Here is a 23,010-nt window from a genome sequence, read left to right on the forward strand (position 1 = left end):
CAACTTATCAACATTATCCACAGGCACTTGTGGATAACCTGTTATGAATATGTTAATATACATAATATTGCATGTTGGTTTTGTGGATATATAATGAATAAAGTCATAAAAAGTATAAATTAAAGAGGTGTTAAAATGACTATTGTAGCGAACATAACAGGGCTGATGCTAATAGGGTCCATGTTATATACAGCTTATCCACAAGAATTGTGCATAAGTTGTGAAATACAAATCGAAAATAAACTTAAACTTGTGGAAAAGTCTATAATTAAAAATTTAGATTATTTAAAAGAAGACATAAAAATACCTCAAATAGCAAATGGAAATGATGAAAAAAAGATAAATATAATAAATAATGTAATAAATAATGATATTTTACCTAAAATAGAAGATGCGGAGAAAACATCAAAAGAGTATTTTGGAGGACAAGGACAAGAAGCGCCAACATTCCCTTTTGAAATCTATTCAAGATATACAGTATCGAAAGATAATAACATACTTATTAGTTTATATAATGATTATTACGAGTACTTAGGAGGTGCTCATGGAATGACAACAAGGACTTCTTATACAGTAGATAAACAAAAAGAAAAGTTAATAAATCTAAAGGAATTATTTGTTCAAGGTTATAAATATGGTGATGTAATTAATAAAAAGATAAAAGAAGACATTAGTAAAAATCCAGAAAATTATTTTGATTCGGGAAAGGAATTTAATGGTATTAGCGAAAACCAAAATTTTTATATAGAAGGGGATAATCTTGTGATTTATTATCAATTATATGATATAGCACCTTATGTATTTGGAATTCCTGAATTTAAAATTCCATTGAAGCTATTTGATAAAAACTATGTTTACTATAAATGATATTATCTTATATGTTGGAACAGACAGTAACTCATGTGAAGAGTACTGTAGAGAACTTAGCTAATTAAGCACGAATAAACCACTTATTTTAGTAGCATTGATACTAAAATAAGTGGTTTTTTATATTCATATTAAGTTATTAGTTTTTATCATGAGCATTAGTGTTTTGGTTTCCTCTAAATCCATAGTCATCTGAAATTATTCTACCAAGTCCAGTTACTTTGCCAGTTATGCAGCCTCTACAATGAGCTGGAGTATCACCTGTACAGATTTTGCCAGGATATAGTGCGTAAAGCTTTCTATAATCACCTTCAGTAACATTAGGCATTACAACATTAGCACCACTTTGAAGTGCAATTATTCTTCCATTTGGAGTTAAAGACTCCATTGCAGTTGTTGCAGGAATATTTATATCTGGAAGCAATAAACGTGTTAAAGCCATAACTTTTAGGGCTAAAGTAAGATCTCCACCTTGTGCATCTTTTAAAGGAGTATCTTCATTTGGTATGAAGGGTCCTATTCCTATCATATCTGCATTGATTTCTTTAAAGAATAATATATCGCGAGCGATTAATTCTAAAGTTTGATTTGGAAGACCAACAAGAATACCACTTCCAACTTCATAGCCCAGATTTCTTAAGTTATTTAAACAATTTAATCTTTCTTCAAAACTCATGTTAGGATCCATATCTTCATAAAGTTTTTTATCTGTAGTTTCAATACGTATTAAATATCTATCAGCACCAGCTTCTTTAAATGCTTTATATTCATCATAAGTTTTTTCACCTAAGCTTAAAGTTAATGCAACACCTAATTTTTTTATTTCTTTTACTATGTTAGTCATTCTTTCTTTAGTAAAGTAATCATCTTCACCACCTTGAAGAACAATAGTTTTATATCCATAGGTAACTGCCTTTTTTGTAAAATCTAAGATTTCTTCTTCAGTCAGTCTATATCTTTCAAGATTTTTATTATCGCGTCTAAGCCCACAATACATGCAATTTCTTTTGCAGATGTTTGTAAATTCAATTAATCCTCTTAAGTGTACATAGTCTCCTAAATATTCTTGACGAGTCTCGTCTGCTGCCTTAAAAAGTTCTTCATTTATATCATCATTTTGTAATAATTCTAATATTTCTTCTTTATTTAAATTATGAGTTGTTTTAGCTTTTTCAATAAGTTTATTCATAGTCCCTCCTAAGTAAAAACAAAATTAATATGTAGATGTTATTAGTATACTATAGAATTTAGAAACATAACAATACAATGAATTTTAAGCAATATAAGATACTTAATAGCATAATATGAAAAATTTGTATAACAGCTAACAATATTGTATTATATAGATGGAAAGAGTGAATAAAATTCCAAAAAGTAACAAATTATAAATGGGCGTAGACTAAGAAACCTATACGTATTTAGTTGTTATTAATATATTTTTCATATGTCTAAAATACAAAGAAGAAATATACAGTTAGATGGTATATAGATTGGAGAGTGATACTTTTGTATTCTATTATTTTAGTAGAAGATGATTTTATGCAAAGAGGAATTTTGAAAAAAATGATTCTATCCATAGATAAATTTATAAATATTTATGAAGCTGATAGTGAAAGTACAGCTTTAGATATAATTGAAAATAATCATATTAACATGTTTTTAATAGATATCGGCTTAAAAGAATCTTCAGGATTAGATCTTGCAGTGAAGATTAGAAATATTTCTAAATATCAATTTAGTCAAATTATTTTTTTAACAACTCATATGGAGTATATAACACAAGCATTTAAACAAACACATTGTTATGATTACATATTAAAGCCATATGATAAGGATGATGTACAAGCTATGATAAATAAGCTTATAATCTATGAAAATAGTCATTTGAATAATAAAAATGATAATTCGAATGAAGATAAAGATAGAGAAATTGTTATAACCTTAAAAAATGGAATATATGTGGGAATAAAAATAGATGAGATTATGTTTATAGAAGTTAAAGGTAAAAATTGTGAAGTAAATACTATTAATGGGATGTATATTGCTAATAATATGAGTTTGAAAAAAGTTATAAAATTAATTGATTGTGAATATATAATCCAAAGTCATAGAGCTTTTGCTATAAATAGAAATTACATATGCAAAATAGAAAAGTTAGATGTTAAATTAAGTACAGTATATTTTAATAAATATATTAAAACAGCACTTTTAGGATATAAGTTTAAAGATAATATTATATCTGAGTTTAAAAAAGATAAAGTGATAATATGTTAAATAGCTTTATTATAAATAGTATTGATACTTTTAACATAATTTTTTTGTGGACAGTTCTAAATAAAAAAAACAATAATGTATTTAAATTAGTGTTTAGCGTGCTTATTCTTACCATTTTAGTTACAATTATTGAACAATTAGGATTGAACTTAATTGCTATATATCTAATAGATGTTATTACAATTAAAATTATATATAAGAAAGCTTTAAAAGATGTCATATTAGGATTTTTTTTAGTATTGCTTATAGAAATGAGTTTGCAGTTAATACTTTCTTTAATTATTAATAGATTTATTTATAATGAAATACTTAGAATAATGATTATAGAATTAATAATATTAGTTGGAGTAATTATTTTTTCAAAAATTAATTCATTAGGGAAGAACATTAAATTTGAAAATATAAATAATAATATATTAATTTGTTTTATTTTAATATGTAGTATATATGCTATAGTTCTTAAAATTATCTGGAATTATGATAATACTATAATTTTAAATAATTTAGGTGTTAGTGTAATAATAATAAGTTTATTAGCTATTTCTCAAATGATAATATATTTATATATTATTAAAGAAATAAGAGAAAAGGAAAAACTAAAAATTAAAAATGAATATAATTCTGTTATTGATGAAACAGTCCAAGAAATAAAACAAAGGCAACATGATTTTATTAATTATAAAAATACAATAAGAGGAATAGTAGAAGTTTTAGATGAAAAAGATATAAGAAAAGCAATTGTTAATTATATGAAAGATGAAGATACGTATGACAATAAGATAAATGAACTCATATATATCGATAATGTAGTTATTAGATCTATAATATATAGAAATATGTGTAAAGCAAAAAGGCATAATATTAATTTTAAATATCAAATTGCGAATAATGTTTTGGATCATATATTAGGTTATAATGAAATATCTAATGTATTAAATAATTTATTAAATAATGCTTTTGATGAAGTGATAAAAGATGAATGTACTGAAAAAAATATTCAAATTAAAATTTTAAATAAAAATAAAACACCTCATTTAATAGTTAAAAATCAAATAGCAAATTCTAGTGATATTAACTTAAATGAAATGTTTACAAGTGGCTATTCTACTAAAAGTATAAGTACAAGAGGTTATGGACTGTACAATGTACAACAAATAATTAACTCACATAATGGATATATAAAAATTAAAGTAGAATTTGAAGAAATTATTTTTGATATCTATTTTAATAATTCTTCAGGATAATCTGGCTCACCAAATAAAGTATGACAACTTGACTTAGATACTAAATTAAATATATTAAGTAGTATGGCTGAAAAAATGTTTATAGATTTTTGCATTTAAAACAACTCCTTTCACATTAATAATAATTACTTGAATAATTTGCATTAATATACTTATAAATATGCAATTACATATTTGTATGTTAGATAGCTTAAAAAATAATATACTCCAAAAAGTTAGCGATATTAAAGACAATATTTTTAATGTCGCTTTATTTTTTACTGGTCTTTTTTCATTAGGACAAGGAGCATACCTCAAAGTTATAATGAAAGATATTATAAAGAAAACTATCTCCAAAATTATATTTAATTTTGGAGATAATGTGCTAAACAATAATATTATTATGAAGTACATTAGACTTACTATTAAACATGAGTTAAAGGTTTTACAATGAATACCTCCACCTAATGGTCTTGTTGAAATTAGAATAACAAAAGACAATAAAAATAAAGGTACTTCATTTAAACTCAAGAATATTAAGAATATTATTATGAATTTGGTTAAATCTCCCAAAACTACTTGAAGTGAATACTGAATTTTCAGTAAATCATTTTTAGTTAAAGATAAATTATTTTTTCCTAAATATTTAGATATTAATGTGGATAGTGATTTTATCATTTTAACCTCACTCGTATTTAAGTAAATATGTTGAATAAATGACTTTACTTAAAATTACTAATGTTTGAGTGAAGTCATTTATTCACTTAAATATATAAAAATATACATTATATTTTGTAAAAATTCAATAATTTTAGTATTAAACGTATATTTTTGGGAATGAAAAGAATATTTTACAAAAAATAAATCCAATATGCAAATTATTTACGTTTAATGCATGATTTTGTATGTTTAGAGGGAAAGATATTTATTTAATTTAAGTATTATGAGAATATGTAATTGCAGATAAAGGATTTTATTATGGAGATTACACTAGATGAAATTCTTGTAGCTGTGTATGGGCTGGCGAGTATAGTGGAGTAGGAAGACCACGTAAAAAAGGTGATTATATCAAATTAAACACTTACTTTCAATCAAAAAAGAATCCTTATTAAGACAACAATAATAAATCTTTATGGAAAAAATCAGTAAGTATAAATAAATATGCTGTTGAAATAATTTTATCAATTTTGATTTATGTTGCTAAAAATACTCATTAGTATTTGAGTAAATATTAGCCAAAGACAACTTCTTTAACTATGTTAGTAAGGATATATCTCCATTAAAATAGAGTTTATGTGCACGTGAATTTGATTTTGAGTGGGTGAAATCTTTCTGAAATATATTTGTAAATGCTCATGAGACAAACGGTTTTAGAGTTTTGCAAAGAATAAAAATTTATATTAATAAAAAGATGGGAGGAAATGTAATGAACTTTTCAAAAAGGAATCCATTATTAAGAAATAATATGGATGAATTTAACGAAATCATAGGCAGCCTAGGAGACGAAATTGATGAACAAAACCTTGAAAACATAGATGGGGGATCAACTCCAGCTTGTGTTGCAGTTGCGTCTGTATGTGCTGTAGTAACAGCAGCTGGTGGAGTTTATGCATGGGCAAATGAGAAGGCAACAGCTAAATATAAATGTGGTGGAGTTTTGACTGCTACTGCTGAGTGCTTTCATTGTTAGTAAAAAACTATATATTAACAGTAATGTACCAGTAAAATAATTTTCAATAGTATAGAATTGGAAATTAATATTTTAACTATACTATTGAAAATTACCCCAATTATAAAATTAGTTATACTAAGAAAGATGAGGAGAGAAAAAATGAACTTTTCAAAAAGAAATCCATTATTAAGAAATAACACACAAGAATTTAACGAGGTAATAGGAAGTCTAGGTCAAGAAATTGCAGAACAAGATCTTGGGGATATAGATGGAGGATCTACTCCACTTTGTGGAGCAATAGTAGCAACAGCATCATCATGGGGATGCGTAGGAACAGTAACAGCAGTATCTGCTGCTGCTACTGCTGCCTCAGCATGGGTAAATGGTAAGGTAACGGCTAAATATAAATGCGGTGGAGTTTTGACTGCTACTGCTGAGTGCTTTTCTTGTTAGTAACTATATGTTAACAGTGATTTAGCAATAAAGTAATCTTAGGAGGCTGTTGCATTATGAATAAAAATTCATTTTGTACAGCCTCTCTTTCATAAATTCAATTAAATTTGCTAAATGTCAGTTATAGAATGAGGTAATGCAACAGCTATTGTTAGGTGTGGTGAGTTATTTTCTTTAAGGAAAGATAAAGTAGTAGGCACTATTTATTCAGACTCCTAAATGATGTTATTCATGGTATCTCAATCTTTCATTATAAAATAGAAAAAAAGAATTGGCATAGGATTATTCATAATTTGCAAGGCATCAACACCCTTGCGCCAATAAGAACTGAGTTAGTAATCTTTAGGATTAGATAGTAAACTAATTAATTAGTAACTTGAACAACGACTGGGTAGAAGTTAGAAAGGCAAGTAGGGGAATACTCTTGATAAGAAGTACCACCCATATAGACAACAACGAGAAGACAAATAGCCCTACGCCAAATTCTTAATTATAGATATCAAGAGTTAGAAGCAATTGTACACTGTTTTTACAATTTTCAACTATTAGTATTTTGTAGTTAATTTAGATAATGGAAATTAACTTAAAACTAACTACAAAATTAATTATACGAGGAGAAGAGATATGAGCGAATATGTAGAAAAAATATCTAATGAAGATTTAATAAAATATTGGAAAACTTTTTTTGACGGAGAAATAACAATAGAAGAAATCAATAAAATATTGGAAACAATATCAAATACAAATTTTGAAAGAATTATAGACGAAAATAGGACTATTGATACTAAGATAGTAGATTCATTTGAATGGAATGAAATAAAAAATGAAAAAGAGCTTAAAAAAATATTTAAAAACATAAAAGATAAAAACTTTTGGGTATATTTCTTTGAACCTATTTTAAAAAAATATGTAGATGAGTTTATAGATATAGTTAAGATAAGCAATATAGTTTATGATGTAGAATCATTTTTATCACAATCTATATCAGCCTTATTAGGTCAACTACATATAGTAGCATATCAAACTATAATAGCAGAAATTTATTATGCAAAAAAATCTAACTTATTAAAAGGAAATACAAAAGAAGAGAGAGGGAAATATTTTTCAGATGTATTATTAAAAGATAATAATTACAGGAAGGAAATATATTTAAATTATTCAGAACTTGCAAGAATATTGGATATAAAAGCAAAATATTGTATAGAATTTATTATCAAAATTTTGAATGATACAAATAAAGAAATTTCTAATATTGAAGCTTATTTAAATGATAATAAAAAATTAGGGAAAATCAAAGAAATGCACATGGGTGAAGGAGATACGCATAATAATGGAAAGACGGTAGTCAAACTTGTTTTTGATACTAATATAACTATTATGTATAAACCGCATAATTTGGACATAGATAAAAAATACAATGAGTTCATACAATGGATAAATGATTTAAAAATAGTAAATGATTCAAGAGAAAATCTTTTAGCTGCTAAAGTATATACTACTAAGGATTCAGGATGGACAGAGTTTATTGAATATATGGAATGTGAGAAGGAAGAAGAGTTACAATGTTTTTATTATAGAGTAGGTAAACTATTATGTTTATTACATACATTAAATGGAAATGATATGCATTATGAGAATCTTATAGCACATAAAGATATGCCAGTATTAATAGATTTAGAAACTCTTCTGCATCCAGATTTATATAGTAATTATTCTACACAGTCAGCTATGGAAGTAGCTATAAAGGAAGTCAGAGAGTCTGTTACTAGCACTCATTTGTTACCATCAAAAATCATAAACACAAAAAATGATAAAATTTTGGACATAGGTGGCTTAGGAGCTAGTGAAGAACAAGAGGCTCCGTTCATAGGTAAGTTCATTGAAAATTATGGAACTGATGAAGTAAAGATTGCTAAGGCGTATGGTAAAATACTACCCAAAAAGAATAATCCAACATATGAGGAAAAAAAAGTAGATGCTAAAAAATATAGAGAAGAAATTATATGTGGCTTTAAAAATATGTACACATGGATACTAGAAAATAAAGATATGTATGAAAATAAGGTGCAATCGCTTTTTGAAAATTGTGAAATTAGAGCACTATATAGAGCAACAAATGTGTATGCACAACTTTTAATGAGTAGTTTTCATCCAGACTTATTAACAAATTATGCCGATAGATATGTCTTTTTGCATAGGATTGCAATAGATTATAAAGAGAAAAATCATAAGATAATAAACTTAGAAATAAAGGATATCATGCAAGGGGACATTCCATGCTTTACAGCACATGTGAATGGAAAGCAAATACATAATATGCATTTAAAAAATATAGATGCAATATTTAAGAAAAGTACTATAGAGAAAATAAGAGAGAAAATAGAAAGTATGAGTGAAGTAAGGATGTATAGACAAATAGCAGCTATAAATACATCTTTCATGACAAAAGGTGATGCAGGGCATTTAAAAACAGCTGTAAAGTTTAAAAATGATGCTAAAAGAAAATATGACGAAGATTACCTAGTAAAAACAGCGATGAAAATAGCAGACTATATGTTACAACGCAGTATAATAGGTGAAAAATTAGGCATTGTAAGTAGAATGTGGTTAGGTGCAGAAGATTTAGGCTTGGGATTTAACATATTTACCCATGTGGGGGGAGATATATATACTGGCTTATCAGGAATAGCAATGTTCTACAATTACTTATGGAAAGAATCAAAAAATTCTAAATATAAAGAAGTGGTTAAAGAAATCATTGAATCTATACTAGAGACATTACCTAAAGATGCAAATTTTAAATATTTAGATAAAATAAAAAATGGTGCATTTAATGGATTAGGAGGAATAGCTTACGTATTATTTTATATAGATGAGTCTAATGATTCCAATATATATACAAATGATATTTTGAATATTTTAGATATTTTAGATTACAACATAAAAAATTTTGGAACTGAAGATATTATAAATGGAGTGGGAAATTTAGGAATAGTAATTTCTATATATGAAAAAACAAAGAATAAATCTATAAAAAGTAAAGCGATAACTATATGTGAGAAAATATATAAAAAATTAAATGAAACAAAAATTAAAATAAAAGATAAGCCAGGGATTTCATGGAATGAAAAAGGCTACGTAGGATATTCACACGGAAATGCAGGAATAATTGCTCAATTGTATAGATGGTACAGTATCACAAATGATGATAGTGTGCTAAAAATAATAGAAGAAGCTTTATTATATGAAAGATCAATGTATTCTGATAAAGATAAAGATTGGTATAGATCTGTAGATGAACAGTATTTTACATGTGGATGGTGCCATGGTAGTTCAGGTATTTTGTTAAGTAAGGTACAGCTGAAAAAATTAGGATATGAAAATGAAAAAATAAATAATGAAATAATGAGAGCTATAGATAGAACAATAGAATCGGGTCTAAATAAAGATATTTCTTTATGCCATGGAGATATGGGAAATATGGTCATATTAAAAGAGGCTGCTATTGTTTTAAATGATAATAGACTATATAGTCAAGCTGTTTCTACTATAGAAGAAATATTAGACTTTATTGTAGAATTAATGAATACAGAATCATTTAAAGGAAATGAATATAATGGGTTTATGATAGGATTATCTGGTATAGCTTATGAAATACTGAGGATAGGAAAAGAAAGCAAAATACCTAATGTATTAGGTTTAGAGTAGGAGGAGAATTATGGGGAACGAAGAATTTTTAAAAATAGATAATGTTACTAAGGTATATGGTAAACATAATGTGTTAAGTAATGTAACATTCTCAATAAATGAAGGCGAAGTAATAGGATTGGTAGGACCAAATGGCGCAGGTAAAACTACTATAATGAAAATAATTGTCGGCCTTATTAGAGATTATAGTGGAAATGTATATTTACAAGGAAGAAATATAAGAGATAAGACTAAAGAAAATAGAAAGAACTTTGGATGCGTAATAGAAGCACCAGGATTTTATCCTGGACTAACAGGTTATGAAAACTTAAAATACTTTGCTAAAATTTCAGGATGTGAAGATGAAAAGGAAATAGATGATATAATTAAAGTTTTAAAAATAGAAGACTTTATGCATAAGAAAGTGGGGAAGTATTCATTAGGGATGAAGCAAAGAATAGGAATAGCACAGGCTGTATTAGGAAAACCTGATGTACTTGTGCTAGATGAGCCAACAAATGGATTAGATCCAAATGTAGTATTAGAAATAAGAAAATTTATAAAATATGTGGCACAAGAAAAAAAGATAGCTGTAATAATATCCAGCCATATACTAAGCGAAATAGAATCTATGTGTGAAAAAGTGATTTTTATTAAAGAGGGTCAAATAGTAGATATAGTTTCTTTAGAACAAGAAAAAACTGTACAAAATACTATATTTGTTTTTAAAACAAAAACTCCAGATAGGTTAATAGAGTTTTTAAAACGAAACGAAATAACGGCCCAAAAGGATGAAGCGTGTAACGTGGTGGCTAATTTAGAGAAATACTCAATTAAAGGAATATTTAAAATGCTAGAAGATTCAGATATATCTGTAGAAGAAGTGTATAAACAAAAACAAAGCTTAGAAAAAAGATTTATGCAGACTATGGAGGAAAATGAAGTTGAGTAATAAAATTTTTAAGTTAGCATTTGAGGATTTACGTATTACAATAAAGTCGATATACGTAAAAGCATTCTTTTTTCTAGCAATTGTATTTTCAGTTATGTTATTTAATGTTAAGCCTAATGAAACACCGAGATATTATGTTGAATCTAATGATATGGTTTTAATAGTTCTTATAATTATAGCTGGAGCATTTGTATTGGGGCGTGATTTTACACATAATGCCTATACTTATGTTTTTACTGGAGTATATTCTAAGGCTGAAATAATATTGAGTAAGGTACTGACTATGATACAATTCGGTATAGTAATCTGGATATTTCAGCTGCTACTTACTATGGTTTTTTCTATAATTTTTATAGTGACCAATAGAAAAGTTGAATTGGGAAGCATATTAAATTTTGAGTTATTAAATATGCTAGTATTTTATGTAATATTATCTGCTTTAATAGGTAGCTTTTTAATATTAGTAACATCTATATCATTTAATGTAGTGACACCTACTTTCTGGGGTATATCTATATTTATGATATTAAAAATAGCAGTTTATAATTTTACTTATGTGATTGAGAATGGATTAATTACTAAACCAAAGTGGGCATATTTAATAGGATTACTACCTCAAGGAGTTTTGACTAAATGGCATGGGCAGTTTTGGATTAAGGAGATTAGTATATTATTAATATATATATTCATTAACATTGTGGTTTCAATAATAGTTATAAATAAAAAGCAATTACTCAAAAAAGATTAATGAAAGGATAAATAATATAATGTTTAATTTTATAAAAGAAGAAATAAAAAATGCAGTCACAAAGAAAATACTAATTTTTTCATTAATAATTTTTTTTATAAATTCAGCGATAACATTTATAGTACCCAATAAAAATTATTTATCAGCCATAATTATTTCAATAGTTTCTAGTATGTCAGTTATCTTAATATTTATTTCTGCTGAGATTTCAAGTAAAGATTATAAGTATAATACATATAAATATGTTTATACAGGTAGTTTCTCTAGAACAAAAATAATACTATTAAAATTAGCTACAATGATTACTATAGCCATATTATGCGCAGCTGTTGGTGGAATTATGCTTATTATAGAAATCAATATAGATTATAAAAGTATGGATTTTAAAGAAATAATTAAAGTTATTTTAAATTTGCAGATGGTGTTTATTGTATATACATTGGTAATCACTTCTACATCATTTTTAATTTTAGTAATAAGTAAAAATTATATAGTTACAGTGGTTACAACATATATAATATTTTTTGATTTATTTACCCCTTTGATCCTAAATGGAATAGATAAAATTCAAAACAATATTTTAAGGATTGTATTAAAAAACATACCGTATTTATATGCTACAATGGGAGCTAAAGAGTTATATTATTCATGGGAAGAAATATGTATAATGCTATTTTACAGCATTATTGTGATAGGTGTTACAATATACATATTTGAAAAAAGAGATTTGTAAAAAGTAATATATTTTTAGTAGAACATATGAAGGAGATTATTATGAAAGAAATATTTGTTTACATAGGAACTAGGACAGGACGGGAGTCAAATACTTTTAAATATATAAGTGAAGTACTTAATAAAACATTTGAATCAGTAGGCAGAGAAAATATTAAAGTATCTTTATATACACCTCATTCTTCTAAAATTAATAATTGTCAGGGGTGTCTGAATTGTTTTGCAAATGGGGAATGCCATCAGGATAAAAATGATGATATGAAAATCATTAAAGAAAAAATGTTAAGCGCTGATTTTGTGATTTTTGCTAGTCCAGTTTATTTTCATAATGTAAGTGGGGATATGAAAATATTTATAGATAGAATAAGTTATTGGAGTCATTTATTGAGATTGTCTGGAAAAGCAGGGATTGCAATTGCAACATCATGCGGAAATGGATTAGAGGTAACAGTAAATTATATTCATAAAGTAATGACGCATATGGGAATTAAAGTTGTTGGTGAGTTTGGCGTGATCCCATATAATGTAAATGAACAGTTTAGTAATTCAATAGAAAAGTGTTCTAGTATAATAAGTGAGTATTTAACTAGTAAAAAGATTGAATCTGACAATGCATTAGAATTATTATTTAAAGCTAATAAAATAGCAATAGAAGCACAAAGTGAGTTAGATTCTCCGGAATACAGATATTGGAATGAATCTGGATTAATTGAATGTAATACCTTTGAAGAAGTACTTAGCATTATGAATAAAAAATAAAGCGCAATTATTCGTACTTACAGCAAAATAGTCAGGGAAATAATAAAGTCCAGCCATAGAATTTCTCAAAAAAACAGATTACAAGTATATCTTGCTATAAATGCAACTAGGGTTACAAGCTTTTTTAAGAAATTTTGGACTAAGTATTATAATTTAAGTTTTGAACTGTCATCATTCCATTTCATGGAAATAATTAAATGAGCGTTAACTTATTTGTATTATTTACAGCATTTGGGGAGGTAATAACTTTCATTGAATTTTGTGCCTTGAACATAGAGAAAGGAATGATTGGTAAAATGAAGAATCCATTTAAAAGATACATATGCATAAAACAGCATGATGCTAAAGATTGTGGAGCAGCTTGTCTCGCAACTATTTCAAAACAATACGGGCTGAAAATTCCAATTTCGAAGATAAGAGAATTATCAGGTACAGATAACCGTGGCACGAGTGCATTTGGCATTATAAAAGCAGCACAGCAGCTTGGTTTTACAGCAAAAGGGGTAAAGGTTAGTAAACCAGAAGATATATTTACTGAATTTCCCCTTCCAGCTATAGCGCATGTAGTTATAGATGGGTCTTTTTTGCATTATGTAGTTATACATAAAATAACTAAAAAAGAAATTTTAGTCTCAGATCCAGCTAAAGGAATTGTTAAGTATACACCAGAAAATTTCTTCAAAGTATGGAAAGATATCTTAATCCTTATGGTAAAATCAGCTGAGTTTAAAAAAGGTGATGAAACTAAAGGATTGTTTTCAAGATTCTTTGGACTTATAAAACCTCAAAAGACTTTAGTATTAAATATATTTTTTGCTTCTTTAATATTTACTATATTAGGTATAATAGGTGCCTTTTATTTTCAAGTATTAGTGGATGAAGTGCTTCAATATAATCTATTAACCACACTACATATAATCTCAATAGGTTTTATTGTACTTAGTATTTTTAAAATTTTATTGAATGCTTTTAGATCTCAATTACTTATGTATTTGGCTCAAAGAATAGATATACCATTGATGCTTGGATACTATGAGCATGTAATTAATCTGCCTATGAATTTTTTTGGAACTCGTAAGGTTGGTGAAATAGTATCAAGATTTAATGATGCTACTCAAATAAGACAAGCAATTTCTGGTGCAACTTTAACCATAATGATTGATACTTTAATGGCTATAGCTGGTGCAGTTATTCTATTTACACAAAATAGTCTTTTATTTGGTCTTACTATAATTCCAGTTATTTTGTATGCTATCTTAGTTTTTGTTTTTAAGAAGCCTATAAGAGATATTAATAGAGAGAATATGGAGAACAATGCGAAAATAACTTCTTATTTGGTGGAATCACTTTCTGGTATTGAAACTATAAAAGCTTTCAATGCAGAAAGAGAAGTAAATGGAGAAACAGAGAAAAGATTTGTAAAGTTGATGAAAAGTTCTTTTAAAACTGGATTGATTCATAATGTACAGGGTTCTATAAAAGGTACAGTTAAGTCAGTTTTTGCAGTAGTTATACTATGGGTAGGAGCATATGAGTGTATTTTAGGTGTATTGTCTGTTGGGCAATTGTTAGCTTTTAACTCATTGCTTGCATATTTTCTTGATCCAATTGAGAATTTAATAAATTTACAAAGTCAACTTCAAACCGCTATAGTTGCGGCAGACAGGCTTGGAGAAATATTAGACTTAGAGCTAGAGAAAAGTGTAGATGAAAATAAGAAAATTAATCCTTCTACTTTAAATGGTGGAATAGAGTTTAAAAATGTAGATTTTAGGTACGGTACTAGAAAACTAGTTTTGGAAGGGCTAAATCTTAGTATAGCTCCTGGAGAAAAAATAGCATTAGTAGGTGAAAGTGGTTCGGGAAAAACTACATTATCTAAGCTACTTATGAATTTTTACCAATGTGAAAAAGGTGAAGTATTAATAAATGGATACAATATTAGAGATATAAATATAGAAGCGTTAAGGAATAAAATAGCACATATATCTCAGGATATATTTTTATTTAGTGGAACCATAAAAGAAAATCTTTTATTTGGACAAGGAGATATAGATTTTGAAAAAGTGGTAGATGCCTGTAAACAAGCTAAGATTCACGATTTTATAAATGAACAGCCTTTAAGGTATGAAACAATGATAGAAGAAAATGGTTCTAACATTTCAGGAGGACAAAAACAAAGAATTGCTATTGCTAGAGCACTTATTAGAAAGCCTGAAATACTCATAATGGATGAGGCAACCAGTAGTCTTGATTCAATAACTGAAAAAGCTATAGAAAAAACCATGTATGAATTTAGTAAGGATATAACAACAATAATTATTGCTCATAGATTAAGTACCATTATGAGATGCGATAAAATCTATGTTATGGATAAGGGAAAGCTTATAGAAGGCGGATCACATAGTGAACTTGTAAGTAAAAAAGGACGTTACTTCGATTTATGGAAGGAACAAATGCCAGATTACTTTATTGAAGAAGAAGTTGCAGCAACTAAAGTGACAGAGGTGAATATAAGTGAGTAATATTATACAAAATTTAAGCGAAATAACAGATAGCAGAGAGCTGCTTGAAGCAAGACCACATAAGTTTACCAGTATATTTTCATATGGTTTAATAGCAATATTAGTTATTGCTTTGATTTGGAGTTACTTTGGTGAAATAGACATAGTTGTGAAAACAAATGGAGTTGTAAAATCAAATGATAAAACTATTTCTGTCTTAAATGAAGTGGCGGGTAAAGTTGATGAAGTGAATTTCGAAGAAGGACAGACTGTAAAAGAAGGGGATATATTATATACATTAGAATGTAAAGATTCTATTTTAAATAAAGATAATTATGAAAAACAATTAAAAACTTTACAAACAGACACTGATAATATAGATAAACTTAGAAATTCTATATTAGAGAATGCAAATTATTTTGATGCTAATAATCCTGATGAATCAGATTATTATAATAAATATTTGCAATATAGCACAACTAATGAAAAATTATCATTAACTGAAAAACAAACAGGATTACAAATTGATGCCACAAATGATAATAAATTAATTTCATCTAAAAGTTATACTAAGCAAATTAGTGAAAATAATGATGTGGTGAGCAGCTTGGATACATTACTTGAATCAATAAATGATAATAAAAATAAATTTTCAGATGCTGAAAATATGTATTCTTCTGAATATACAGATTATCAATTTAGCATAGAAAGTCTTAAAAATGCTATTGAACAGAGAAAGTTAGAAGTACAAAGTGCCAAAGCTAAATATACGGAAGCTATGACTGATTATCAAAGTCAGATGGATAACGCTAAAACAGCATATAATAATTCTCTTTTAAAATTACAAGAATATAAAAGTAGTTATATTTCGCAGATTCAAGGGAATATAACACAAGCTAAGAGTTCTTTAAGTGATGTTAAGTATTCAGATCCTACAAATGATACTAAAATAACTCAAACGCAAAAGAAAATAGACGATTTACAATTATTGGTCCAAAGTATTAATTCAAGACAAAATCTATTTACAGATCCTGATAGTACATATTATAAACAATATGTTGATTACACAAATAATTTGCAGAAATATACAGGTGCAGATCAACAAACATATGAAAATTCATATTTAATGAATATTAATCAAAGTATTGATACTGCAAAAAATACATTAGCTGAGTTGCAGTTTGTATCTTCTGCATCTGATGCAAAGAGTGATAATATAAGCAAAACTATTGATAATCTTAAAAAACTAGAATCATCTGTAGATGACAGTGAAAATGATTTTTCTGAATCTGATAACGAATATTACAATAAATTTGTAGAATATAAAAAGAATGTTGCTGAATTAAAAAATAATATTGATAGCCAAAAAAAATTAATTTCTAGTCTTAAGGATAAAAAAGAGGCTATTATTGATTCTTATAATAGTCAAATAAGTATTACACAAAAAGTATTGGATAGTGCTAAAGTTGATTTATCCAAATATCAAAATAAATCAACATTAGATATAAAAAGTAAGTTGGATGATGCCAATAAATCTACTGAAAAAATTCAAGCTGAATTAGAAAAGTCTAAAATAACACCAGAGCTTGATGATGTTAATAATCAATTAGCTACAAATGATATTACAAAGTATAAAATGGATACATTAGTTAAATTAGATGATAATACAAAAGAAAATGAACTAAAACTAGACGAATTAAAAACTAATATAGAAACTCTACAATTTAATATTGATAAAAGTACTGTGAAAGCTACAATAGACGGTGTGGTTAATGTGAAAAATGATATTTCCAAAGGTCAACTTGTACAAATTGGACAAGAAATTTTATCGGTTATACCGCAAGATAATTCTCAATATAAAGTTCAATTATATGTATCTAATAAAGATATAACAGGAATGAAAATAGGAGAAAAAATTAAATACCATTTCGAAGCGCTACCATATAAAGAATATGGAGAACTTACAGGAACCCTTACTGACATTGCAGAAGATGCAACTGTTGATACCCAAACAGGCATAAGTTACTATTTAGTTAAATCTGAAATTGAAAATAAACCTTTATTTAGTTATAAGGGTGAAAAAGGTGAGCTTAAGATGGGAATGACTTGTGAAGCACAAGTTATTACTAAGCAAAAGAAAATACTTTATTATTTACTTGAAAAGATAAATCTAAAAAATTAAAAATAATAAACTTTGATTTTAGAAGTACAAAAAATATCCTTATAGCCACAACTTAGATTTAGCTATAAGGATTTTTTGGTTTTAAAACAAAATCATGTAATAAATTTATTATTGTTCTTTATTTTTCAGAGTATATTTTGAAAGAGATTAAAGAAAGTTAAGGAATTAAATTAAGGTCTCTATAAGTTGTTAAAGGTTGTTTTATTGGATATAATAAAAATATACGGCACACCTTTTATACTATTATTTTTTAATGTGCCTAAGAAGTAAATAGGGATGGTATTTAATTATGAAAAGAAGATTTAATAGTACAGGAGTCTGTGTTACTAGAAAGCACTATATGGTAGATATTATGAATAAACTTAAAGAGATAAAAGAACTTATAGATAATGAGTTCTATTTTACTATAAATAAGCCTAGACAATATGGTAAGACAACAACTTTAAGCGAATTAAAGAAATTATTAAAAGAAGAATACTTAGTCATAAGTATCAGTTTTGAAGGAATTGGAGATAGTGTATTTGAAGATGAAAAGAATTTTTGTAATAAGTTTTTAAAGATAATGATTACATCCCTAACGTTTAGTAATAAGGAAGAAAGTGAAAGACTTTTTAAGCTAAGTCAAAATATTAATGATATTGGGGATACTTCAGAAGTTATAACTAAATTTATTCGAGATAGCAAAAAAGAAGTTGTTTTATTTATAGATTAAATCGATAAAAGCTCTAATAATCAATTGTTTTTAAGCTTTATAGGTATGCTTAGAAATAAGTATTTATTAAGAGAGGTTGAAGAGGATTACACATTTAAATCTGTTATATTAGCAGGACTTTATGATGTGAAAAGTTTAAAGCTAAAACTTAGAAAAGAAGAGGAATCAAAATATAATTCACCTTGGAATATTGCCGTTGATTTTGCTGTTGATATGAGCTTTTCACCAAAAGAAATTTCTACTATGCTAGATGAATATTCAAAAGAAAATACTATAGATATGGACATAAAGGCTATAAGTGAAGAACTGTATTTCTTTACAGAGGGTTATCCTTATTTAGTAAGTAGGCTTTGTCAAATTATAGATGAAAAAATAAAGAAGGGCATGAAAGAAACTTGGACTAAAAATGATGTTCAAAAGGCTATTAAAATTATTAATGAAGAAGTTAATACCTTATTTGAAAGCATAGTAAAAAATTTAGAAAATAATAATGAACTTTATGAGTTAACAAAAAATATTTTAATAGATGGCGAGCAGATAGTTTTTAATCCGTTAAATCCAATCATAAGCATAGGAGTAACATATGGTATATTAAAAAAAGGTGAGGATGGATTAGAAATAAGCAATAAAATATTTGAAGATATAATTTACAGTTATATGATATCAAAAATAAGAACTACTGCTAATAATATGAGTTTATATAATATTAAATCAAAGTTTATAGAAAAAATCGAGAATTAAATATAGAAAAAATTCTTAAAAGTTTTCAGCAATTTATGAAAGAACAATATTCATCTAAGGATGAAGAATTTATAGAACATCATGGAAGGTTATTATTTTTAGCATTTATAAAACCTATAATTAATGGAACAGGCTTTGATTTTAAAGAAGTTCAAATATCAGAAGAAAAAAGATTGGATTTAGTAATAACATATAATAATTTTAAATATATAATTGAAATGAAAATTTGGAGAGGCCCTAAATATCATGAAGAAGGAATTAATCAGCTTTGTGATTATTTAAATATTAATGGATTAGAGGATGGTTACTTGCTTGTATTTAATTTCAATAAAAATAAAGAATATAAAGAAGAAAAACTTGAAATTAATAATAAAAAGATAATTGCAGTGTACGTGTAGTGAACTGCAATTATCTTTTATTAATGTTTAAATTTTTTGTTCTAAGCTGCTTTATTTTTTTCCTTATCATCATTTTTTTCTTGAGATTTTTCATTTTTGTCTTCAATAGCATCTCTAATTACTTTAAATATTTGTATTATTAAAGTTGGAATGAAGGCAAATAAGTGAATTTGTAATAGTTGATTAGTGCTAAGTGGAGTTATTTCAAATAATTTTTGAAGAACTGGTATAAGTAAAACTGCGTTTACGAGGATAACACCTGCTATAAAAGCCATCCAGCTAAATTTGTTACTGAAAACTCCAAGTGAAAAGATAGATCTTTTTCCACGACAGTTAAATCCATGGAACAATCTAGCTAAACATAAGGTACTAAATGCCATTGTCATAGCAATTCCATGATTACCTGTAGCTAAACCAATATGATAAGAAATCATAGTAAATATTCCTATAATTAAACCTTGAATGCTAACATCTTTAATAAAATCTTTAGTTAATATAGATTCACTAGCATCTCTAGGTTTATCTCTTAAAACATCTTTTTTAGATTTTTCCATACCAATTGCAATAGCAGGTAAACTATCTGTGAGCAGGTTAATGAATAATAAATGTACTGCAGCAAATGGAACTGGAAGTGCTAATAGTGATGAATAAAGTACTGCAAGTATTCCTGACATATTACCTGAAAGAAGGAATTTAATTGAATTCTTTATATTAGCATAAATATTTCTTCCATTAGTAACTGATTTAACAATAGTTGCAAAGTTATCATCTGTTAAAATCATTGAAGCAGCATCCTTTGAAACTTCAGTGCCTGTTATACCCATTGCAATACCGATATCAGCTTGCTTAAGTGCTGGGGCATCATTAACGCCATCTCCAGTCATAGCAACAATTTTACCTTTATCTTGCCATGCTTTAACTATTCTTATTTTATGTTCAGGAGATACTCTTGCATAAACTGAAATATGTTGTAACTTATAGTTAAGTTCATCAGCAGACATCTTATCAAGTTCTAATCCTTCTACAGCTAAATCGCCTTCTCGCAGAATTCCAATTTCCTTAGCAATAGCAGACGCTGTAATCTTATGATCACCAGTAATCATAATTGGTTTAATAGAAGCTTTTATACAATCTGCAACTGCTTCTTTAGATTCTTCTCTAGGTGGATCAATCATTGAAATTAATCCTAAGAAAGTATAGTCATCTTCATCTTCTAAAGTAAGATCTTTAGCTTCATCAAGTTCTTTATAAGCAAAAGCTAAAACTCTTAAACCTTGTGATGAAAGATCTCTATTAGTCTTATTTATATTGGTTTTATCTGATTCAGTGAAGGTTACTACTCCATCTGAAGTTTTAATTGAGGTTACTCTATTCATTAAGACATCAAGAGCACCTTTAGTAACTATTATATGATTCCCATCTATTACATGAAGTGTGCTCATAAGCTTTCTATCAGAGTCGAAAGGAAGTTCACTAAGCCTTGGATAAGTATTTCTACACTCAATTTCATTTATAGAATATTTATGAACTAAATTTACGAAGGCAACTTCAGTTGGATCACCAATTTCAGCTCCATCTATTGAAGTAGAATCATTACAAAGTACAGAACTATTTAAAAGAAAATTTGAATCAACATTTTTAGAATCTATATTGTTACTATCGATTAATTTGTTATCAACAAAAATCTTTTGGACGGTCATTTTGTTTTGAGTTAATGTGCCAGTTTTGTCAGAACAAATAATTGATACACAACCAAGGCCTTCAACAGCTTTAAGCTTTTTAATAATTGCATGTTCTTTAGCCATTGATTGAGTTCCAATAGCAAGTACAATTGTAACTATTGAACTAAGAGCTTCAGGAATGGCAGCAACAGCAAGGGCTACAGCAAACATTAATGAATCTAAAAGAGGTGTACCTCTATACATACTTAATCCAAATACAATAACACATATACCAAGTATTCCAATGGCTAACTTTTTAGAAAAGTCATCTATAGAAACTTGAAGTGGAGTTGTTTTTTCTTCTGTTTCTTCCATAAGGGTAGCTATTTTACCAAGTTCAGTGTGCATACCAGTGTTAGTTACAAGCACAGTAGCTCTACCATAAGTGACTAATGAACTAGAAAAAACCATGTTTATTTGATCGCCTAAGGCAACTTCATTGGCTTTAATAACATCAGGGAATTTATCAACACTTTCAGATTCACCAGTTAATGAACTTTCATTAACTTTAAGAGAAAAGTTTTCTAAAATTCTACCGTCAGCAACAACTAAGTCTCCGGCTTCTAAGGATAAAATATCTCCTGGAACAACATCTTTTGATGCTATTTCAATTTTAACTCCATTTCTAATAACTTTGGCATTAGGAGCAGATAAAGCTTTTAAGCTAGCTAGAGATTGTTTTGCTTTAACGTATTGGACAGTACCTAAAATGGCATTCAAAGTTATAACAGCTATAATTACAATAGTGCTTTCAATATTACCAGTCATAGCTGAAATAATAGCAGCAACAATTAAAATGATTACTAATAAATCTTTAAACTGTTCAATAAATATAGAGAACATACTCTTTTTCTTCTTTTCATTTAAAATGTTTTCTCCAACAGAAGTTATTATTTCAGTAGCTTTTGCACTAGTTAGTCCATTTAAGGTCACATCAAAGTCTTTTAGAGACTCTTCCGTAGTTTTACAAAAATATTTTTTCATGCAACATCTTCCTTTCAAATTTAATAAGATATATTTTGATAGATTTGAATAAATTCTCATTGAACAATTACGAAATTTATAAGTTCAATAAAATACGTGTTAAAAATTAAAGTTCATATGGTATTTAAAGAATAACTGTGTAAACATACCGAAAGTCTTCTTATAATAATTATTAACAAAAAAGACTTTTAATATAACTTCAAATTTTTGAAGTTATATTAAAAGTCTCGTTACCTACTAGGTATATAACACCAGACTAAAACTATAGTCGCGATTGTTGATGTTATATTTATAACTACTCCCTTTTAATAAAACAAGTGTTAATAACAATATATTATATAATTAAGAAAATGTCAATTTTGATTATGCTACCGATTATAATTTATTGAATTAATTACCAT

At 27.0% G+C, this 23,010-nt stretch carries 16 protein-coding genes and 1 pseudogene; 13 read left to right on the forward strand and 4 right to left on the reverse strand.

The window, feature by feature from the left end:
• Positions 1 to 135: 135 nt before the first annotated feature.
• On the forward strand, positions 136 to 867 hold the full coding sequence (locus psyc5s11_RS01730; protein WP_224035946.1) for a DUF3298 and DUF4163 domain-containing protein: 732 nt from the start codon (positions 136 to 138) through the stop codon (positions 865 to 867).
• A 139-nt stretch (positions 868 to 1,006) separates the two neighbouring features.
• On the opposite strand, the gene hydE is transcribed toward psyc5s11_RS01730, so the two are convergent.
• Positions 1,007 to 2,056 carry a [FeFe] hydrogenase H-cluster radical SAM maturase HydE gene (gene hydE / locus psyc5s11_RS01735; protein ID WP_224035947.1) on the reverse strand — a complete coding sequence of 350 codons (1,050 nt, stop codon included), beginning with the start codon at positions 2,054 to 2,056 and terminating at the stop codon, positions 1,007 to 1,009.
• Positions 2,057 to 2,373: 317 nt separating this feature from the next.
• Here hydE and psyc5s11_RS01740 point away from each other — a divergent pair, with 317 nt between their 5' ends.
• Together psyc5s11_RS01740 and psyc5s11_RS01745 are read left to right on the forward strand one after the other, a co-directional pair.
• Entirely contained in the window at positions 2,374 to 3,141 is a 768-nt protein-coding gene (locus psyc5s11_RS01740) for a LytR/AlgR family response regulator transcription factor (RefSeq protein ID WP_224035948.1), read from the forward strand.
• Between the two features lie 89 nt (positions 3,142 to 3,230).
• The gene (locus tag psyc5s11_RS01745) at positions 3,231 to 4,385 is read left to right on the forward strand and encodes an ATP-binding protein (protein WP_311196401.1); all 1,155 of its coding nucleotides are present in this window, start codon (positions 3,231 to 3,233) and stop codon (positions 4,383 to 4,385) included.
• On the opposite strand, the gene agrD is transcribed toward psyc5s11_RS01745, so the two are convergent.
• Together agrD and psyc5s11_RS01755 are read right to left on the reverse strand one after the other, a co-directional pair.
• Complete coding sequence (agrD, locus tag psyc5s11_RS01750; RefSeq protein WP_224035950.1) at positions 4,361 to 4,480, reverse strand: cyclic lactone autoinducer peptide AgrD; 120 nt, start codon at positions 4,478 to 4,480, stop codon at positions 4,361 to 4,363. The two genes, psyc5s11_RS01745 and agrD, sit on opposite strands and share 25 nt — an antisense overlap.
• Complete coding sequence (locus tag psyc5s11_RS01755) at positions 4,440 to 5,042, reverse strand: accessory gene regulator B family protein (protein ID WP_224035951.1); 603 nt, start codon at positions 5,040 to 5,042, stop codon at positions 4,440 to 4,442. Before psyc5s11_RS01755 ends, agrD begins: the two co-directional genes overlap by 41 nt.
• Before the next feature lie 748 nt (positions 5,043 to 5,790).
• Between psyc5s11_RS01755 and psyc5s11_RS01760 the strand changes: the two genes are divergently transcribed.
• From psyc5s11_RS01760 to psyc5s11_RS28165, 10 genes and pseudogenes are all read left to right on the forward strand, one after another.
• Entirely contained in the window at positions 5,791 to 6,054 is a 264-nt protein-coding gene (locus tag psyc5s11_RS01760; RefSeq protein WP_224035952.1) for a plantaricin C family lantibiotic, read from the forward strand.
• Positions 6,055 to 6,195: 141 nt separating this feature from the next.
• The gene (locus tag psyc5s11_RS01765; RefSeq protein WP_224035953.1) at positions 6,196 to 6,489 is read left to right on the forward strand and encodes a plantaricin C family lantibiotic; all 294 of its coding nucleotides are present in this window, start codon (positions 6,196 to 6,198) and stop codon (positions 6,487 to 6,489) included.
• Positions 6,490 to 7,113: 624 nt separating this feature from the next.
• Positions 7,114 to 10,197, forward strand: a complete 3,084-nt coding sequence (locus psyc5s11_RS01770) for a type 2 lanthipeptide synthetase LanM family protein (RefSeq protein WP_224035954.1) — start codon at positions 7,114 to 7,116, stop codon at positions 10,195 to 10,197.
• A gap of 10 nt (positions 10,198 to 10,207) precedes the next feature.
• A complete protein-coding gene (locus tag psyc5s11_RS01775; RefSeq protein WP_224035955.1) occupies positions 10,208 to 11,128 on the forward strand; it encodes an ABC transporter ATP-binding protein in 921 nt (306 codons plus the stop codon).
• Positions 11,121 to 11,876 (forward strand): hypothetical protein, encoded by a 756-nt coding sequence (locus psyc5s11_RS01780; RefSeq protein ID WP_224035956.1) that lies wholly within the window; start codon positions 11,121 to 11,123, stop codon positions 11,874 to 11,876. The genes psyc5s11_RS01775 and psyc5s11_RS01780 overlap by 8 nt, the downstream gene beginning before the upstream one ends.
• 19 nt (positions 11,877 to 11,895) lie before the next feature.
• Entirely contained in the window at positions 11,896 to 12,609 is a 714-nt protein-coding gene (locus tag psyc5s11_RS01785; RefSeq protein WP_224035957.1) for a hypothetical protein, read from the forward strand.
• A gap of 41 nt (positions 12,610 to 12,650) precedes the next feature.
• Positions 12,651 to 13,367 carry a flavodoxin family protein gene (locus psyc5s11_RS01790; RefSeq protein WP_224035958.1) on the forward strand — a complete coding sequence of 239 codons (717 nt, stop codon included), beginning with the start codon at positions 12,651 to 12,653 and terminating at the stop codon, positions 13,365 to 13,367.
• A 296-nt stretch (positions 13,368 to 13,663) separates the two neighbouring features.
• Positions 13,664 to 15,892, forward strand: a complete 2,229-nt coding sequence (locus psyc5s11_RS01795) for a peptidase domain-containing ABC transporter (RefSeq protein ID WP_224038112.1) — start codon at positions 13,664 to 13,666, stop codon at positions 15,890 to 15,892.
• Positions 15,885 to 18,053, forward strand: coding sequence for an HlyD family efflux transporter periplasmic adaptor subunit (locus psyc5s11_RS01800; RefSeq protein ID WP_224035959.1), 2,169 nt, complete (start codon positions 15,885 to 15,887; stop codon positions 18,051 to 18,053). The genes psyc5s11_RS01795 and psyc5s11_RS01800 overlap by 8 nt, the downstream gene beginning before the upstream one ends.
• A 289-nt stretch (positions 18,054 to 18,342) precedes the next feature.
• A pseudogene (locus psyc5s11_RS28165) lies at positions 18,343 to 19,904 on the forward strand (GxxExxY protein).
• 41 nt (positions 19,905 to 19,945) lie between these two features.
• Here psyc5s11_RS28165 and psyc5s11_RS01810 read toward each other — a convergent pair.
• Positions 19,946 to 22,609 (reverse strand): cation-translocating P-type ATPase, encoded by a 2,664-nt coding sequence (locus tag psyc5s11_RS01810; RefSeq protein ID WP_224035960.1) that lies wholly within the window; start codon positions 22,607 to 22,609, stop codon positions 19,946 to 19,948.
• Positions 22,610 to 23,010 lie beyond the last annotated feature (401 nt).

Source organism: Clostridium gelidum (assembly GCF_019977655.1).
Lineage (GTDB): Bacteria > Bacillota > Clostridia > Clostridiales > Clostridiaceae > Clostridium > Clostridium gelidum.

Bases quoted from the DNA above. Each gene is read 5' to 3' on its own strand.
- psyc5s11_RS01775 (WP_224035955.1), top strand. From the start codon at position 10,208: ATGGGGAACGAAGAATTTTTAAAAATAGATAATGTTACTAAGGTATAT.
- psyc5s11_RS01760 (WP_224035952.1), top strand. From the start codon at position 5,791: ATGAACTTTTCAAAAAGGAATCCATTATTAAGAAATAATATGGATGAA.
- psyc5s11_RS01765 (WP_224035953.1), top strand. From the start codon at position 6,196: ATGAACTTTTCAAAAAGAAATCCATTATTAAGAAATAACACACAAGAA.
- agrD (WP_224035950.1), bottom strand. From the start codon at position 4,480: ATGCAAAAATCTATAAACATTTTTTCAGCCATACTACTTAATATATTT.
- psyc5s11_RS01810 (WP_224035960.1), bottom strand. From the start codon at position 22,609: ATGAAAAAATATTTTTGTAAAACTACGGAAGAGTCTCTAAAAGACTTT.
- hydE (WP_224035947.1), bottom strand. From the start codon at position 2,056: ATGAATAAACTTATTGAAAAAGCTAAAACAACTCATAATTTAAATAAA.
- psyc5s11_RS01785 (WP_224035957.1), top strand. From the start codon at position 11,896: ATGTTTAATTTTATAAAAGAAGAAATAAAAAATGCAGTCACAAAGAAA.
- psyc5s11_RS01770 (WP_224035954.1), top strand. From the start codon at position 7,114: ATGAGCGAATATGTAGAAAAAATATCTAATGAAGATTTAATAAAATAT.
- psyc5s11_RS01790 (WP_224035958.1), top strand. From the start codon at position 12,651: ATGAAAGAAATATTTGTTTACATAGGAACTAGGACAGGACGGGAGTCA.
- psyc5s11_RS01795 (WP_224038112.1), top strand. From the start codon at position 13,664: ATGAAGAATCCATTTAAAAGATACATATGCATAAAACAGCATGATGCT.
- psyc5s11_RS01730 (WP_224035946.1), top strand. From the start codon at position 136: ATGACTATTGTAGCGAACATAACAGGGCTGATGCTAATAGGGTCCATG.
- psyc5s11_RS01755 (WP_224035951.1), bottom strand. From the start codon at position 5,042: ATGATAAAATCACTATCCACATTAATATCTAAATATTTAGGAAAAAAT.